Here is a 15,256-nt window from a genome sequence, read left to right as displayed (position 1 = left end):
TGTAGCTAAGGACTAAATGAATTTTGATCAGACGTCGGTTCAGGGATAAATTCAACCCGCTCAGCATGACCCCAAAAGGCTTCTAAATCGTAGTACTCGCGCTCGTTGGGCAGAAAGATATGGACGATCACTTCGCCAAAATCCTGCAGCACCCAGCGGCCCTCAGAGGTGCCCTCAACCCGCAGCGCCTGACGCTGCCACTGCTCGTCCACGGCATCTTCAATCGAACGCGCGATCGCCCGCACCTGGACGTTAGAAAAGCCGGTGACGATGACAAAATAGTCGGCCAGATAGGAGACATCGCCGGTCTGCAAAATCGCAATGTCACCGGCCTTACGGTCGTCAGCGGCCTGGGCAATCGTCATCGCCAGTGCTTTCGCAGCCGCGTCTTCCTGGTATGAGTCAGGGTCTGGAACCAGTGACAGCTCTCGGATATTTTCTGTAGCCATTACCTTCTGGGAATCACTCAAAAGCTCGTTTCCTCAACGGGGTTGAAATCGTCTACTTTTATAGTACTGAAAATGGCCAGAGCCGATCTGTCGGATACCCTACCCCATATCCAAAAGGCCTTACTAGGCCAATCATGGGCCAATCGTGGGGCTATGTAGTCCGTAACATTTCCTCATGTTCCATCGTTGGAAACTTACCTGTGTAAGGCATAATCTCAGAGTTGAGTGGTTCATCGAAGGAGCAGACCACTGTGGGTCTCGGCTTTGCCCTAGGGCTAGTGATCGGAATATTGATGGGGGTCGCGATCGCCCTTTGGCAACGGCAGTCGTCTAGCCGCGACCGTCCGGCCACAGCCCGGCAGCGGCTGGCCCAGCTAGAACAGGTTCATGAGCAGCGGCTGCAAGCAGTCACCCAGCAGCTTCAGGCCAACTATCGACAGCAGCTGGCGGCCAAAATTGAGCTTTATCAGGATGAGCAAATCCAGCAAACCGAAGCGCTTGAAGCTGAATATCAGGCTCGCCTGGCGGTTTTGGAACAGGCTTATCAAAGCCGAATTAGTCAGGGCCCAATCAGTCAGGGAGATACTCGGCAAGCAGGGAGTGATAACCCTGAAGCTGCGATCGCGAATCCCGAAACAAGCCCAACCGGAATGACCCCACTGCCCGACCCCTGGATGCCAGCCAGCCCAACCAAACCCCAGGGTTCAACCTCAGCTGCTACGTCGAAACCAGAATTGAGCCCAAAGTCAGCCTCAGCTGCCCCAGCCCCAGCGCTCACAGTCAACCCCGTCCCAAAAGCGCCTCCCCCAGCCTCCCCACCGGCGCTATCAGAGCTGATGACCCAGGCTCAGTCTAGCGAAGCCATTCAGCGCCGAGAAACCGCCGAGGCGCTGGGCCAGATTCTGACTCAGGGCAGTAAACCCGATGCGATTAGAGCCGTGCCGCTGCTCGGTAAGCTGACCAAAGACCCGGAGCCCGATGTTAGACTAGCGGCGGTGCGATCGCTCAGCCAGATGCCGTCATCTCGGGTTGTGCCACTGCTGCGGCAGGCGCTTCGGGACCCAGACAGCGAAGTCGTCGCTGCGGCCAGCGCGGCCCTGTCTCGGGTAAAACGCACTAAAGCTCAGCCCAAAGCTCAGAAGCGATCCAAACCCAAAAATCGATAAGCAACTTCAGTAAAAGGAACTTTCAATGACCCGTGCCATTATGGAAACCGAAAAGGGCACCATCAACCTGGATCTGTTTGACCAGGATGCCCCCGGTACCGTCGAAAATTTTGTCAAACTGTCTAAAGAAGGCTTCTATGACGGCCTGATTTTTCATCGCGTCATTCCCAACTTTATGATCCAGGGCGGCTGCCCTCAAGGTACCGGGACCGGCGGCCCCGGCTATAAAATTAAGTGCGAAATTAACGACAATAAGCATCAGGCGGGCAGCCTTTCAATGGCCCACGCGGGTCCGAATACCGGCGGTAGCCAGTTCTTCATCTGCCATGCGCCCCAGCCCCACCTGGACGGGGTTCATACCGTTTTTGGCAAAACTGAGAATATGGATGTCGTCAATTCAATCCAAAAAGGCGACAAAATTACGTCGGTCAAAATCGAAGAAGGCTAACCAAATTCCTTACAGGTAAGCTCCCTTTGAGCCTTCTAAAATAGGAAATAGCTTCTTTCCGACTTAACCAATGTCCTCGGTCGTAGACACCCCGGCAAAATCAGCTCCTAGCAACCTGTTTGGCAGACTGGCTGGCATTTATCGTTCACCCATTGGCAAAAAGCTGATTACCGGCGTGACAGGGTTGGGGCTGGTTAGCTTTGTGCTAATTCACATGCTGGGCAATCTCACCCTGTTCTACAGCGCCGCAGCCTATAACCAATATGCCTATGCAATTGAGCGGTTGGGGCCGCTGACCTACGCGATTGAGCTGGGGCTGCTAGGATTTGTCATCTTTCACGCCGTTCTGGGCATACAGATTTACCTTGACAAGCGGCGATCGCGGCCTATTGGCTATGCCCGCTATGCTTCGGCGGGCGAGCCCAGCCGCCAAACCCTGAGCTCTCGCACCATGATCTGGACGGGGCTGTTACTGAGTGCTTTTCTGGTCTGGCATCTGGCTACTTTTAAGTTTGGCCCGAGATATCCTATCTCCGGCACTGAAATGCGAGATCTGTCTCGGCTAGTGATTGAAAAGTTTCAGCAGCCGCTCTATACGGTGGGCTATACGGCGGCCATGGGAATTTTAGGATTTCATCTACGCCATGGTATCTGGAGCGCGTTTCAGTCTTTGGGGGTGCTGGGGAAAGAAGCGCGATCGCTCCTATACGCCCTCAGTCTGGTGCTGGCCGGCCTGATTGCAGTGGGTTTTCTGGGTCTGCCGCTGGCGATTTACCTGGGATGGGTGCAATGATCCTCAACAGCCGGATTCCCGAAGGGCCGCTGGCGGAAAAATGGGAACAGTTCAAAGACCACTGCCGCCTGGTTAGCCCTAACAACAAGCGCAAGCACACCATTTTAGTGGTCGGCACGGGTCTGGCGGGAGCCTCTGCTGCGGCGACCCTGGCTGAGCTCGGCTACCGGGTCAAGAGCTTCTGCATCCAAGACTCGCCCCGCCGCGCCCACAGCATTGCGGCCCAGGGCGGCATCAATGCGACGAAAAACTATCCTAACGACGGCGACAGCGTTTGGCGGCTGTTCCACGACACGGTCAAGGGCGGCGACTATCGGTCGCGCGAGGCCAATGTCTATCGCCTGGCCCAGATCAGCAGCCAAATTATCGATCAGTGCGTGGCCCAGGGTGTTCCCTTTGCGCGGGAGTATGGCGGCCTGCTGGCCAACCGCTCCTTTGGCGGCGCGCAGGTTTCGCGCACCTTCTATGCCCAGGGCCAAACCGGGCAGCAGCTTTTGCTGGGGGCCTACAGCGCCCTGATGCGGATGGCCGCCGCCGGACAGGTTGAGCTCTTTCCCCGCCGGGAGATGCTCGACCTGGTGGCGGTCGAAGGCCGGGCTCGCGGCATCATCACCCGCAATCTGCTCACAGGTGAGCTGGAGCATCACGCCGGGGATGCGGTGCTGCTTTGCACCGGCGGCTATGGCAACGTCTTTTACCTTTCAACCAACGGCCAAAACTCCAACGTCACGGCGGCCTGGCGCTGCTATAAGCGAGGGGCGCTGTTTGCCAATCCCTGCTATACCCAGATTCACCCCACCTGCATTCCCGTGGCCAGCGGCTATCAGTCGAAGCTGACCCTGATGAGCGAGAGCCTACGCAACGATGGCCGGGTCTGGGTGCCGCAGCAGCCAGGCGATGCGCGATCGCCCAGCCAAATTCCTGAAGCCGAGCGCGACTATTATTTGGAACGCCGCTATCCCAGCTTTGGTAACCTAGTCCCCCGCGATGTCGCCTCGCGCAATGCCAAGCAGGTTGTAGATGAAGGCCGCGGGGTTGGGGCGACAGGACTGGCGGTGTATTTGGACTTTCGGGACGCGATCGCGCAGCAGGGCCAGGCCGCGATCGCGCAGCGCTACGACAACCTGTTCCAAATGTATCAGCGAATTACCGGCGAGAACCCCTACGAGGTGCCGATGCGCATCTACCCGGCAGTCCACTACACCATGGGCGGACTGTGGGTGGACTATCACCTGATGAGTACCGTACCGGGCCTATTTGTCCTCGGTGAGGCCAATTTTTCGGATCATGGGGCCAACCGACTCGGCGCCAGCGCCCTGATGCAGGGCTTGGCAGACGGCTACTTCATCATCCCGTACACGCTGGGAGACTATCTGGCCCAGAATCCTGCTGCACTTGTGGAGACTGACGCCGAAGCCTTTGCCGAAGCCGAAGCCACCGCCAAGGCCCGACTGCTGAAGCTGCTCAGCATCCAGGGTGATAAGACCGTAATGGAATTTCATAGGGAGCTGGGCCAACTGGTTTGGGATGCGGTCGGCATCAGTCGGGAGCAGCCGCACCTAGAACAGGCGATTCAGAACATTCGGGCACTGCGGGCAGACTTTTGGGAAAATCTGCGCGTGCCGGGCAGCCCCGACACGCTGAATAAAAACCTAGAACTGGCGGGGCGGGTAGCTGACTTTATGGAGCTGGGCGAACTCATGGCCCGCGATGCGCTCACCCGAGCCGAATCCTGTGGCTGCCACTTCCGGGAAGAATATCAAACTTCAGATGGGGAAGCGTTACGCCGCGACGATGCGTTTTCCCACGTCGCGGCCTGGCAGTATGAGGGCGACGAGCGGACACCTACCCGCCAGCCAGAAGAGCTGTTGTTTGAAAATGTGCAGCTCACCCAGCGCAGCTACAGGTAAGCCGCTCACAGCACTAGATTCAAATCGAGCTGTCTCAGGTCAATCGCAAAGAGACTACCCCGGTCATCAGACCAGGTGGCAACCCAAATCTCGTGAGCGTGAGCATTAGTAGACGCGATCGCGCTTGGCCGACCCGGCAGCTGAATTGTCCCTACCGGGCAGAAATCCCGATCCAGCAGCTGCATCTGTCCCTGCGTATCAGCAAAGCCATAACCCCAGGGAAAGGTGGTGATCAGGTGAGGCGCGATCTCCAGCTGGAGTCGGATCAGCCGATAGGGCTTAAAGTCGATTAGGACAGCGGTTTCTGGCGCTGCCATATCCAGTGCCAGCCAGCGGTAGGGCGTTGCCGTTGGCGTCAGCTGATGGAGTGGCAGCGGCAGCTGCCATTCGCTCAGATATTGGCCCCGGCGGGTCAAAAGCTGTAGGTGGGTCTCCGCACCGCGATCGCTCATGATCAAAACATGTCGCGAGTCAATGCCGATGATCTGCCGAACTGTACTAGGCGTGATCGCAATCGAACGGCGAAATCTTGCTTTAGCGGATACGAAAAGCTGACCCTGGGGGTCAAATAGGCGACTGATTTGCAGCTGCGACTGTGCCAGGGCGGCAAACCAGTTTCCGCTGGGAGCAACTGCCAACCGATGTGGTTCGGCAAACTGAGCGACTTGGCTTGGCCTGGTTGGGTTTTGAGGAGTAATGACATGGAGCGATCGCGCCGTCAAAACACAGCATCCCTGGGGCACCGGCTGCAATTCTGTAACCGCTGCGGGTAGCGTAGTTAGGGAAATCCATTCAGCTGAGGAATCCGCGCGATTTCGACAGGCCCACAGCTGCTGCCGACTGACCTGATAAATCCAGTCATTGGCCGGTTCCGATTGGATGGTTGTAGGACCAGGTATTCGCAACGATTGCGACTGTGTCGCCAAGGCATGTATCGGCGCTTTCAGCTGGCAGAACGGTGTTGTTTCCACCACTCGTCCGGGTTCTGGATTGACGACAGCGGGCAGGTCGAGTTCTCGCAGGGCGAGCCGCATGGCTTCGGCTGATTCATATCGGTGACCAGGCTGCTTTTCCAATGCCGTTCGGAGAATGATTTGAGCCGAATCTGGCAGCGTAGCGGGCAGGGGGACGGGCTGACTCAGATGAGCCTTCCTCAGCTGATCGGCTGTACCCGAGAAGGGCCGATGCCCCAGTAGCAGCTCGTATAGCAAAATCCCGACTGAATACAGGTCGGAGGCTGCTAGCGCCTGCTGATAGAAGCGCTCGGGTGCTGCGTAGGGTGGTGAGCCGACCTGCACCAGGCTGCCGGGTGTTCGAACCTGTTTGGGCTGAGCCAGGCCAAAGTCAGACAGCTTGGCCACCCAGCGATCGCCGCAATAGCGCAGCAGAATATTCTCAGGTTTGACATCGCAATGAACGATTCCCCGCTGATGAACGTAGGCCAGCCCGGCCAGGACATCGCTGACGAGCGGGACGATGTCTGCTCGGGTCAGCCGTACCGGACTGGCCATGAGATTACGCAGCGTACCGCCTTCACAATATTCTAAAATCAGCTGCTGCCCTGCCGCAGTCGGCTCAATCGCTTGACAGGCAAGGATATTGGGATGCTGAAGACCGAGCAGCCACCGAAGCTCTGGCAGCTCTGGCCGATCCAGCGAGTTCTGCTGATTGAGCTGCTTAATCGCGACCAGCTGCCCGGTCTGGCGATCGACAGCGCAGTAAACCTGGCCATACCGACCATGCCCCACGATGCCCAGCCGCCAATAGCGCGATCGCCGGACGCTTGAATGCTGGCTGGGCGACTCCACGCAATGCCCCATGACCCTCTTTAGACATTATGGGTTCTAAACATCATGCGCTATCAGCCTGCAGCCCGAATTCAGGTCGATAGAAAATCCTTCCATTGGTGACTGGCGACTCCTGTACCAGCCTGTTGACCCAGAATGCGCTTTGCGGAATGCCCGCAAATCCGTGAGAGAGCCCGTACTGTGCAGCAGGCTCAAAGCCGAAGCGGGAGTAGAATTGGCCATGTCCCAATACCACTACAAAGGGGCATCCTTCCTCAGCAAGCTGCACCAGGCCCGCTTTGACCAGCGCCGTGCCGATCCCCTGTCGCTGACGGTGGGGCGCGATCGCGAGCGGAGCCAAACCCATTCCCCAAGACATGTCCCGGCCATTGCGCACCGAAACCGGTGAGAACAGGATATGGCCAATAACCCCACTATCCTCGACCGCGACCAATGAGAGCAGGCAGTCACAGCGGTCGCGCAGCTGCTCGACGAGATCCGCTTCACCATGATGGCCAAATTCAGACGGCGTAAAAGCGTCTACAATTACATGGCGGACTGCATCATAGTCGTTTGATGTTTCAGCTCGGACTGAAATCATGCATGGGTCATCAGATACTGACCGTTGCCGTTGTATTCACCATCGCAGGTTGCAAAAATAGTTCCTAGCAACAGCAGATAGAACCGCCATATGCGGCGGAATCTGGCATAGTCCATGCCGTAGTCCAAAGTCTTTACACTCGCCTGAGAAGCGTCAAATCTTTCTAGCCAGGCCGTCAGCGTTTTGTGATAGTTAATACCGTTCATGTACCATCGCTCGACGGTTTTGAGATCGCGATTGTGACTGGGGACGGCGTCATGATTCCAGTAGCGACCATGCGGGAAAATATACCTATGGGTAAAGCCAGAGGACATATTATTCGGGATGCGAACGGTGATGATGTGAATCAGGACCTTGCCATCGCTTTTGAGGAAAGACGCCAGCTTTTGAAAAGCATGGGTTAGATTGCCAACGTGTTCAAAAACTCCGATTGAGAGAATCTTGTCAAACTTTTCAGAAAACTGGGCTTCGCTTAAATCCCCTTCATATAAGGTAAATCGCTCTGAGCTTAGATAGCTCTCTAGGTCCTGCATTTTTTGCCGCATGTACTCACACTGCTGATGACTCAAATTTAGGCCCGTAAACCGTACATTAGGAAACTTAGACATGATGTAGTTGGGCACACAGCCCCAGCCGCAACCAAAGTCTAAAATATGATCTCCATCTTCAATTCCCAGCCGCTCAATCACCTGATCGATCATATGCATCTGAGATTCCTTTAAATTGGTCGCTCCATGCTGCCAAAATCCAGTGCTGTACTTAGGATAGATGACGGGCCAGTTTCCCAACATTCGGTTGAACATAGCCTGGGGTAAATCATACTGAACCTGCATGAGTTCTTGCGAAGATTCCGCCAAAAAATCGGATTCGCGTAAAACCCATTCGTAAGGTGCCAGCAGGCTGGGACAATATTTGAACAGAACCGGCATTGAGGCATACAGGAGCGAACGGAAAACCGCATCGGGTATTTCCAAACCGCCAATATAGGCTTCGGCCAGCGCCATTTGAGACCGGTTCAAAGCTCCCGCCATGAGCCGGGTTGTTTTGTACGCTATTGAGCTCTTCGAAGACATATCACCCGTGATGGGAATATGCTTCTGCACATCCGAGAATATATTTGTAGATTCCATTCTATTGCTCTCAGCTCAAAGAGGTGTTCAGCCAAACAAAGAGATCTTCTTAATCCTTGATTTATAGCCAAACATTTGGTTAGTAAGTGGCTTTGTTTTCAAAATTTAAGAATTTATTGCTATTTACACTGCAGCAGACATCAATAAAGCCTCAGGAATGAGGCTTTAATATTGCTTGGTAAGAGGAAAATTTTCCAGATTCTGGAACTTAATCTAAAATTTCTAAGGCACGATGAGACCTTGTTTAGCTGCCACCGTACCCCGTTGCCAGGCTTATCTCACCGCAGGCTTGGCTTTCCTATAGGGCAAGAATGTCAGCTCTTCAAAGTTTTCAATTCTAGAACGGGCCAGTAAATCTGCTTCGGCAGGCAGCCTGAGCTTGGAGGCCAATTTCAAGAACTCAAGCATTTTTATAAAACTGAAGGTGGGGTCGGGGAGATAGACTACCCGCCCGGCGCGAAGGGTAATGCCGTGACGGCTGGAGGACTGAAAGGCGTGATGCAGATTGTGCCAGCCTTCCCCCAGGGTCAGGAATGCCACGAACCGGCTATTGCGGCTATGGTCGTTGGTCAGGAACGGTTGCTTACCGATGAGGTGAGCCAGGGAATTGACAGTCTGGACGCCGTGGAACAGCAGCGTTGTGCTGAGGAAAAAAGCACCCAGGTACTCTAGCCCGCCGATGGTATAGGAAACGGCCCCGAGGGCTAACATCGGCACAAAATGCAGCCGGTCGATTACCCAGAGGACGCGATCGCGCTCCACATCGCTTGGCAGCCGGTCGGGGAAAAATGCAGGCGATAGCAGCCAGCCCCCCTGAGACCGATAGAACGCTTCTGCGCCCTGAGTGGGGACATAGGGAGAATGGGGATCCGTAGCCTGGTCGGCGTGGCGATGATGGGCCATATGATGGGCTTTCCACCAGCTGGGTCCCATCTGCCCTGCCGCTGCTGCCACGATACTGCCAATCCATAGTACCGGTGCGGGAGCCTGATAGCTTTTGTGCGTCAGCAGGCGATGGTAGATGCCGGTCGTTGCCAGCATGCGAATGAGATACAGAAAGATAATCCAGGCGATCGCGCCCGCCGATAGCCCCGTAATCAGCACGAGCAGCGATCCGATATGGCTGACAATGATTAGCGCTGGACCAATCAGATAGAAAATAACGGTGATGGGAGAATATTGCTTCATTCAGTAGCTATAGAATATTGACTTACTGTACTGGGTAAACTCCAAATCGTCACAGGTCCTATTTACTGATATTCGAATCATCAAAGGTGCAGTAGAGTGAGATAGTACAGAAGCACTACAGGGGTATGGCTACGCCTCGCAAGATCATTCACATTGATATGGATGCCTTCTATGCTGCGGTCGAGCAGCGAGACCATCCGCCCTATCGCGGTCAGCCCATCGTCGTGGGGGGCAGGCCCGAGCAGCGAGGCGCTGTCGCCGCCGCCAGCTATGAGGCGCGCCAGTATGGCATCCATTCCGCCATGCCCGCCCGGATTGCGGCCCAGCGCTGTCCCCAGCTGATTTTTGTCAAACCCCGATTTGATGCCTATCGGGCGGTTTCCCAGCAGATTCGCGCCATCTTTCGGCGCTACACCGACCTGGTGGAGCCGCTGTCGCTGGATGAAGCCTACCTGGACGTCACTGAGAATAAGCTTGGGCTGGCTTCGGCCACCGCGATCGCGCGTCAAATCAAGCAGGAGATCTTCGACCAAACCCAGCTCACGGCCTCGGCGGGCGTCTCGATTAATAAATTCCTGGCCAAAATTGCCTCCGACCTGGATAAGCCCAACGGGCTGCACCTGATTGCCCCCACCCAGGCCAAGGCGTTCGTTGAGGGTTTACCCATTCAAAAGTTTCACGGCATCGGCCCGGCCACCGCCCGCAAGATGGCGGCCCTAGGCATCCATACCGGTGCTGACCTGAAGCAGTGGCCCGAAGCCGAGCTGACTCAGCGCTTTGGCAAAGCGGGGCGATTTTACTACCTTGTAGCCCGAGCTCAGGATGACCGCCTGGTGAACCCCAACCGCATCCGCAAGTCAGTCGGCGCGGAACAGTCCTTCGCCGAGGATTTGCGAGATCTGACGCAAATGAGGGAACAGCTGAGCGCGATCGCGCAGACGGTCAAAGACCGCCTCGACCACCACCAGCGCTACGGTCACACGCTGACGCTGAAGGTAAAATATGCCAGCTATCAGCAAATGACGCGGAGCTGCACCTTAGCTGAGCCGTTTGGCGATAGGGCTTTAATCTATAACACGGCTGAACGGCTGCTGCTGCTGCATCTAGACCGGCAGCAGGCCGTGCGGCTGCTGGGGATCTCGATTTCCAACCTAGCTCAGGGGGCGCAGCGAGTAGAGCATTTACAGCTGGCGCTGCCGCTGTCAGACCGGAACAGTCCCTAAGGTTTAGCCAGACGATTTAACCTTGACGAACCGCTCCTGGGCCACGTTGCGCAGCCGATGAATATCTTCCCGGCGAGAAACCGACAGCGGCACCGTTGCCTTGACTGCTTGAATTAAAAGCGCCGTATTCACCGGGCAGCGCTCGTAGATCGCTTGATAGAGGCTGGTAATAATCACCTGCTCAATCTCAGCCCCGCTGAAGCCGTCGGTCGCCTGCACCAGCTGCGGCAGGTCAAATCGAGCCGGGTCCTGGCGGTGGCGCAGCAGGTGAATTTGAAAGATCGCCGCCCGGTCCTGGGCATCGGGCAGGTCAACAAAGAAAATTTCGTCGAAGCGGCCCTTGCGCAGCAGCTCCGGCGGCAGCTGGAACAGGTCATTGGCGGTGGCAACCACGAACACTTCCTGGGACTTTTCCTGTAGCCAGGTCAGAAACGAGCCAAACAGACGACGGCTCAGCCCGCCATCGGCATCGCTCTGGGTGTTGCCCATACTTTTTTCAATTTCGTCAATCCAGAGCACGGCGGGGGCCATTTTCTCTGCCAGCGATACCGCCTGGCGAAAGTTTTTCTCAGAGCCGCCGATGTATTTATCGTAGAGGCGACCGGCGTCGAGCTTGAGCAGCGGCATGCCCCATTCCTGGGCGATGGTTTTGGCTGCCAGGGATTTGCCACAGCCCTGAATGCCGACAATCAAAATGCCCTTAGGCGGCGTCAGGTGAAAGCTGCGGGCCTGCTCGCCGAAGCCGACCCGTGCCCTGGCTAGCCAAAGCTTTAGGTGGTCAAAACCGCCTAGCTGCGCCTTATTTTTTTCTAACGGAATGTAGTCAAGCAGGCCAGTTTCGTGGATAATCTGGGTTTTGCGTTCCAGCACCCGGTCGATGTCGCTAGCGGTGAGCTGCCCGTCTTCCAGGGCGGCAAACGCGATCGCTTTTTTGGTCTGCTTCAGGGTCATCCCCTGGGCGGTGCGCACCAGTCCCTGGAGCTCTTCGGGAGTGATATTGACTCTAATTTTTCCTTTGAGCGACTGCACGGCCTGGGTGATCGCTTCCCGCAGCTCGTCGCGATCCGGCAGCGGCATATCAAAATACACCGCCTCGTGGGCCACCTCGCGCGGTAGGGAAACCCGCTCGCCGGTCACCACCAGTGCCGACTGATTATAGGCAAACTGATGGGCCACTTCGCGAAACAGGCGACTCGCCACCCCATCGTCCAGCTGGGTGGCAAAATCTTTGAGCCAGTAGATCGCCCGATAGTTGAGCTGCTGAATATGCCGCAGCATTTCCAGCGGGTTTTCGGTATTTTCCAGCGCCTGGGGTCGATGGGTGCCCGGCGGTGCATATTCGTTTTGCCAGCGATTGAGGGAGTTTCCGTCTAACCGGCAGAGCCCCTGGGCAATGCTCCATTCAAAGACGGGCAGCTGCATATCTAGGGTCGCCTTATTGAGCAAATTCTGCACCCGCTCTTCCTCCACCGTTTCCATCACAATCACGGGGTGAAACGACATCACCAGGGTCTGAAACTGACGAACGCTGGCAGCAAACGGCATAATAATCGGTGAATGACGGCAAACGGGTCTCGGGGTTAGAGTGCCCAGCTGACCTGCAAATCATCTGCGAATCATCTGCAAAAACTGAGGATACGGGTTCGCGATCGCAAAACCCGATCGGCCATAAATCAAGAATGAAACAAGCCGGTGTTTATCAGGATGCTGGCCCAAAAAAAGGCTGGCTAGAATACGGTCAAACGTCGTCCTTCTAAGGGAGTCATGTTCATGAGCCAGCGCACCGAAGCAGAATCAATCATCCAGTCCCACGTGCTGTGGTCAGTCGGCGGCGGCCTTATCCCCATTCCCTTAGTTGACTTTGCCGCCGTCACCGCCATCCAGCTGGAGATGCTCCAGCAGCTGGCCCACCTCTACGGCGTTGAATATTCGAGAAGCACCGGCAAAGCCTTTGTCTCAGCCCTGACCGGCACGACCTTAGCTCGCCTTGGGGCCAGCTTCATCAAAACTATTCCCGGCGTTGGCACGTTACTTGGTGGCGCTTCCATGGCCCTGACCTCGGGTGCGTCCACCTATGCCGTCGGCCAGGTTGCGATCAGTCATTTCTCAAATTCCGGCACGCTCAACAATTTTGTCGAAGAACAGCTCAGAACCGCCTACGACTCGGCTTTTGAACGCGGCAAAACCTACGTCTCTGACCTAGAGAATGAGAAAGGCGACGACGCTGCCAAAGTCTATCAGGCCCTAGAACAGCTCGGCAAGCTCAAAGACCAAGGCATCCTTACCGAAGAAGAGTTTCAAGCCAAGAAAAAAGAACTGCTGTCTCGCCTTTAGTCGAATTGAAATCCGCCTGAAGTCCGCCATTCCAGGAGCCAACCCAACACAGCGCCTACCGTCAAACCCAGCTCGCTGGCAAAGGCAGGAACGGGCAGGCGCTGTTCTGACCGGTCAAATACCTCCAGCCGTCGTTCTGGTAAATACACAAAAACAGTTTGTTCATCGGGGTCAATCAGCCAGCCCATCTGAGCGCCATGGTCAAGGCAATGATCGCGCCTCGCCCAAATCGTCTACCTAAACCCGACTGCGGCTTGCCAGACGAAGGCCAGCAAAAGGAAAAAGAGCGGAAGCAGCGGCAGAATATCGATCAGGGGACCAAAGGGCTGGTAGGCTTCGGGCAGCGTGGCGAGTAGGGCAGCTTCCATGGAGACGTTAACCTCTCTCAAAAAATAAGTTTAATAATTGCTTCAAATTTTATCATGCTTCTCGCCCGCTCTGCGTCAAATCGGCTGATGATTGTCCCTTTTCTAACGGCTGTAGCCAGGCTTGAAACTGCTCTGCGAAGCGGTCTTGCAAAATAGCCTGGCGGATCTGCTGAGTAAACCGAATCAGCTCGGTGATGTTGTGAATTGATATCAGTGTGTAACCCAACAGCTCCTGGGCGTGAATCAGATGGCAGAGATAGGCGCGGCTGAAGTTTTGGCAGGTGTAGCAGGGGCAGTCGGCATCCATCGGCGTCAGGTCGCGGCGGAAGCGGGCGTTCTTCAGATTCCAGCGTTCGCCCCGTACCAGGGCCGCGCCATGACGGCCTAGGCGGGTGGGAATCACACAGTCAAACAGGTCGATGCCGCTCGCGATCGCTTGGGCCATTTCCCGGTAGGTCCCCACCCCCATCAGGTAGCGGGGTCGATCAGGCGGCAGCAGCGGCGTCGTGGCTTTGACAATTTTTTTGATCAGCTCGGGCGGCTCCCCCACGCTGACGCCGCCGATGGCGTATCCCGGCAAATCTAGCTGGGCCAGCTGCTCAGCAGCGGCTTGACGCAGATCCAGATGGACGCCGCCTTGGACAATGCCAAACAGCGCCTGGTCAGATCGCTGATGGGCTTGGATACAGCGCTTCAGCCAGCTATAGGTGCGGTCGGTGGCGGCGATTACGGCTTCCCGATCGGCTGGATAGGGCGGGCATTCGTCGAAGGCCATAATTACATCGGCCCCGAGCTGGTTTTGAATATGGATGGAATGCTCTGGAGACATCTCGATCAGACGGCCATCGCGGGGGGAGCGAAAAACGACGCCGTCTTCGGAGATGGTGCGAATTTTGCTCAGGCTGAAGACCTGAAACCCGCCCGAATCGGTCAGGATTGGGCCGGGCCAGGCCATAAAGGAATGCAGCCCGCCCGCTTCAGCAATCAGGTCTTCGCCCGGCTGGAGGTGGAGGTGATAGGTATTAGCCAGCACCATTTCTGCCCCAGCTGCCTGGAGCTGAGCCGGCGTCACCGTTTTGACATTTGCCAGGGTACCCACCGGCATAAAGCGAGGCGTATGGACGGGACCATGGGGCGTATGGAACGTACCGGCCCTAGCCTGCGTATGGCTGCACTGGGCCTGGCACTGAAACGAAAATTTGGCGGGCAATGTCCTATCCTAAGCACAAAAGTGAAGCCTCACTGCCACAATAGCAGCCAAAGCCTCGGCCTAAAGCCTGCTTCTAAAGCCTATGTTAGGAAGGCAGACCGTCGTCATCCAGGCAGGCATCCCAGCTGGCAGAAAGGGCTTCAGTGACCATCGCTTCTAGAGCAGCGGCGTTGATGTGGCGGCTGGCCTGCTCTTGCAGCGGATTCGATAGCGGAATGAGTCGGAGACGGCGATGAACCTGAACCAAGTCAAAATAAGGCGTTTGCTCAGACTGGCCCATTTCTAAATAGTCAAAACTGTAAACGTTGATGTAAAGGCTACAGTTAGCGACTAGAGTCGCCTGCTGCGGGTCAGAAAAAATTTCGACCACGTAGCCTTCGCCCTGGCTAGTCGCCTGTTCGTCTTGTTCGTGAATGTAGCGAACTCGGCCTAGCCCGCGCAGCAGCCTTAGCATATCAGCTTTGCTAACGATGACACCCTGATCGACAAGACAGGGGGCAGGAAGGGGGACGTCGCTGGAATGGGGATAGCTCATAGAATAGTTTTAGGGTAACCACCAGGCAAAATCGCGCAAGGCTCGTTTGAAGCGGCGGTCGTCGGTGAAATCTATACCCAAGATATACGAATTTACGGGGTATGGAATGCTTGT

The 15,256-nt window shown here is 56.0% G+C and carries 15 protein-coding genes and 1 pseudogene; 6 read left to right on the top strand and 10 right to left on the bottom strand.

The features are described 5' to 3' along the window. Window positions 1–5: 5 nt before the first annotated feature. Window positions 6–449 (bottom strand): ribosome silencing factor, encoded by a 444-nt coding sequence (rsfS, locus tag IQ241_RS02180; RefSeq protein ID WP_193904845.1) that lies wholly within the window; start codon window positions 447–449, stop codon window positions 6–8. 251 nt (window positions 450–700) lie between these two features. Here rsfS and IQ241_RS26105 point away from each other — a divergent pair, with 251 nt between their 5' ends. The 4 genes from IQ241_RS26105 to IQ241_RS02160 all read left to right on the top strand — a co-directional run bounded on the left by IQ241_RS26105 (window position 701) and on the right by IQ241_RS02160 (window position 4,766). After that, entirely contained in the window at window positions 701–1,615 is a 915-nt protein-coding gene (locus tag IQ241_RS26105; protein ID WP_193904766.1) for a HEAT repeat domain-containing protein, read from the top strand. A gap of 25 nt (window positions 1,616–1,640) precedes the next feature. Next, window positions 1,641–2,063: a peptidylprolyl isomerase gene (locus tag IQ241_RS02170; protein WP_193904765.1), complete on the top strand. Its 423-nt coding sequence runs from the start codon at window positions 1,641–1,643 to the stop codon at window positions 2,061–2,063. A gap of 70 nt (window positions 2,064–2,133) precedes the next feature. Further along, window positions 2,134–2,856 (top strand): succinate dehydrogenase cytochrome b subunit, encoded by a 723-nt coding sequence (locus tag IQ241_RS02165; protein WP_193904764.1) that lies wholly within the window; start codon window positions 2,134–2,136, stop codon window positions 2,854–2,856. Further along, window positions 2,853–4,766, top strand: a complete 1,914-nt coding sequence (locus IQ241_RS02160) for a fumarate reductase/succinate dehydrogenase flavoprotein subunit (protein ID WP_193904844.1) — start codon at window positions 2,853–2,855, stop codon at window positions 4,764–4,766. The genes IQ241_RS02165 and IQ241_RS02160 overlap by 4 nt, the downstream gene beginning before the upstream one ends. A gap of 5 nt (window positions 4,767–4,771) precedes the next feature. Here IQ241_RS02160 and IQ241_RS02155 read toward each other — a convergent pair whose 3' ends face one another. From IQ241_RS02155 to IQ241_RS02140, 4 genes are all read right to left on the bottom strand, one after another. Further along, complete coding sequence (locus IQ241_RS02155; RefSeq protein WP_193904763.1) at window positions 4,772–6,574, bottom strand: serine/threonine-protein kinase; 1,803 nt, start codon at window positions 6,572–6,574, stop codon at window positions 4,772–4,774. 43 nt (window positions 6,575–6,617) lie between these two features. Beyond that, window positions 6,618–7,154 (bottom strand): GNAT family N-acetyltransferase, encoded by a 537-nt coding sequence (locus tag IQ241_RS02150; protein ID WP_193904762.1) that lies wholly within the window; start codon window positions 7,152–7,154, stop codon window positions 6,618–6,620. After that, complete coding sequence (locus tag IQ241_RS02145; RefSeq protein ID WP_193904761.1) at window positions 7,151–8,284, bottom strand: class I SAM-dependent methyltransferase; 1,134 nt, start codon at window positions 8,282–8,284, stop codon at window positions 7,151–7,153. Before IQ241_RS02145 ends, IQ241_RS02150 begins: the two co-directional genes overlap by 4 nt. A 273-nt stretch (window positions 8,285–8,557) precedes the next feature. After that, a complete protein-coding gene (locus tag IQ241_RS02140; protein WP_193904760.1) occupies window positions 8,558–9,472 on the bottom strand; it encodes an acyl-CoA desaturase in 915 nt (304 codons plus the stop codon). Window positions 9,473–9,597: 125 nt separating this feature from the next. Between IQ241_RS02140 and dinB the strand changes: the two genes are divergently transcribed. Next, window positions 9,598–10,695 carry a DNA polymerase IV gene (gene dinB, locus IQ241_RS02135; RefSeq protein WP_193904759.1) on the top strand — a complete coding sequence of 366 codons (1,098 nt, stop codon included), beginning with the start codon at window positions 9,598–9,600 and terminating at the stop codon, window positions 10,693–10,695. A 3-nt stretch (window positions 10,696–10,698) separates the two neighbouring features. Here dinB and IQ241_RS02130 read toward each other — a convergent pair whose 3' ends face one another. Beyond that, window positions 10,699–12,240, bottom strand: a complete 1,542-nt coding sequence (locus IQ241_RS02130) for an AAA family ATPase (RefSeq protein WP_193904758.1) — start codon at window positions 12,238–12,240, stop codon at window positions 10,699–10,701. Between the two features lie 225 nt (window positions 12,241–12,465). Here IQ241_RS02130 and IQ241_RS02125 point away from each other — a divergent pair, with 225 nt between their 5' ends. Next, on the top strand, window positions 12,466–13,029 hold the full coding sequence (locus IQ241_RS02125) for a DUF697 domain-containing protein (RefSeq protein WP_193904757.1): 564 nt from the start codon (window positions 12,466–12,468) through the stop codon (window positions 13,027–13,029). On the opposite strand, the pseudogene IQ241_RS02120 reads toward IQ241_RS02125, so the two are convergent. The 4 genes and pseudogenes from IQ241_RS02120 to IQ241_RS02105 form a co-directional block, all read right to left on the bottom strand. Next, window positions 13,026–13,241, bottom strand: a pseudogene (locus IQ241_RS02120) (Uma2 family endonuclease); the annotation flags it as partial. The gene IQ241_RS02125 and the pseudogene IQ241_RS02120 overlap by 4 nt on opposite strands. A 21-nt stretch (window positions 13,242–13,262) precedes the next feature. Beyond that, window positions 13,263–13,397, bottom strand: coding sequence for a photosystem II reaction center protein K (locus tag IQ241_RS02115; RefSeq protein ID WP_193904755.1), 135 nt, complete (start codon window positions 13,395–13,397; stop codon window positions 13,263–13,265). Between the two features lie 52 nt (window positions 13,398–13,449). Next, on the bottom strand, window positions 13,450–14,607 hold the full coding sequence (tgt, locus tag IQ241_RS02110; protein ID WP_193904754.1) for a tRNA guanosine(34) transglycosylase Tgt: 1,158 nt from the start codon (window positions 14,605–14,607) through the stop codon (window positions 13,450–13,452). Between the two features lie 85 nt (window positions 14,608–14,692). Next, window positions 14,693–15,142, bottom strand: a complete 450-nt coding sequence (locus IQ241_RS02105) for a hypothetical protein (protein ID WP_193904753.1) — start codon at window positions 15,140–15,142, stop codon at window positions 14,693–14,695. Window positions 15,143–15,256: the final 114 nt, after the last annotated feature.

Origin of the sequence: Vasconcelosia minhoensis LEGE 07310 (assembly GCF_015207255.1) — a bacterium.
Classification (GTDB): domain Bacteria; phylum Cyanobacteriota; class Cyanobacteriia; order Phormidesmidales; family Phormidesmidaceae; genus Vasconcelosia; species Vasconcelosia minhoensis.
Note: the sequence above shows the minus strand (reverse complement) of the source record. Positions and strands in the feature narration are given on the sequence as shown.

Bases quoted from the DNA above. Each gene is read 5' to 3' on its own strand.
- rsfS (WP_193904845.1), bottom strand. From the start codon at position 449: ATGGCTACAGAAAATATCCGAGAGCTGTCACTGGTTCCAGACCCTGAC.
- IQ241_RS02170 (WP_193904765.1), top strand. From the start codon at position 1,641: ATGACCCGTGCCATTATGGAAACCGAAAAGGGCACCATCAACCTGGAT.
- IQ241_RS02165 (WP_193904764.1), top strand. From the start codon at position 2,134: ATGTCCTCGGTCGTAGACACCCCGGCAAAATCAGCTCCTAGCAACCTG.
- IQ241_RS02160 (WP_193904844.1), top strand. From the start codon at position 2,853: ATGATCCTCAACAGCCGGATTCCCGAAGGGCCGCTGGCGGAAAAATGG.
- IQ241_RS02150 (WP_193904762.1), bottom strand. From the start codon at position 7,154: ATGATTTCAGTCCGAGCTGAAACATCAAACGACTATGATGCAGTCCGC.
- IQ241_RS02145 (WP_193904761.1), bottom strand. From the start codon at position 8,284: ATGGAATCTACAAATATATTCTCGGATGTGCAGAAGCATATTCCCATC.
- IQ241_RS02140 (WP_193904760.1), bottom strand. From the start codon at position 9,472: ATGAAGCAATATTCTCCCATCACCGTTATTTTCTATCTGATTGGTCCA.
- dinB (WP_193904759.1), top strand. From the start codon at position 9,598: ATGGCTACGCCTCGCAAGATCATTCACATTGATATGGATGCCTTCTAT.
- IQ241_RS02130 (WP_193904758.1), bottom strand. From the start codon at position 12,240: ATGCCGTTTGCTGCCAGCGTTCGTCAGTTTCAGACCCTGGTGATGTCG.
- IQ241_RS02125 (WP_193904757.1), top strand. From the start codon at position 12,466: ATGAGCCAGCGCACCGAAGCAGAATCAATCATCCAGTCCCACGTGCTG.
- IQ241_RS02115 (WP_193904755.1), bottom strand. From the start codon at position 13,397: ATGGAAGCTGCCCTACTCGCCACGCTGCCCGAAGCCTACCAGCCCTTT.
- IQ241_RS02105 (WP_193904753.1), bottom strand. From the start codon at position 15,142: ATGAGCTATCCCCATTCCAGCGACGTCCCCCTTCCTGCCCCCTGTCTT.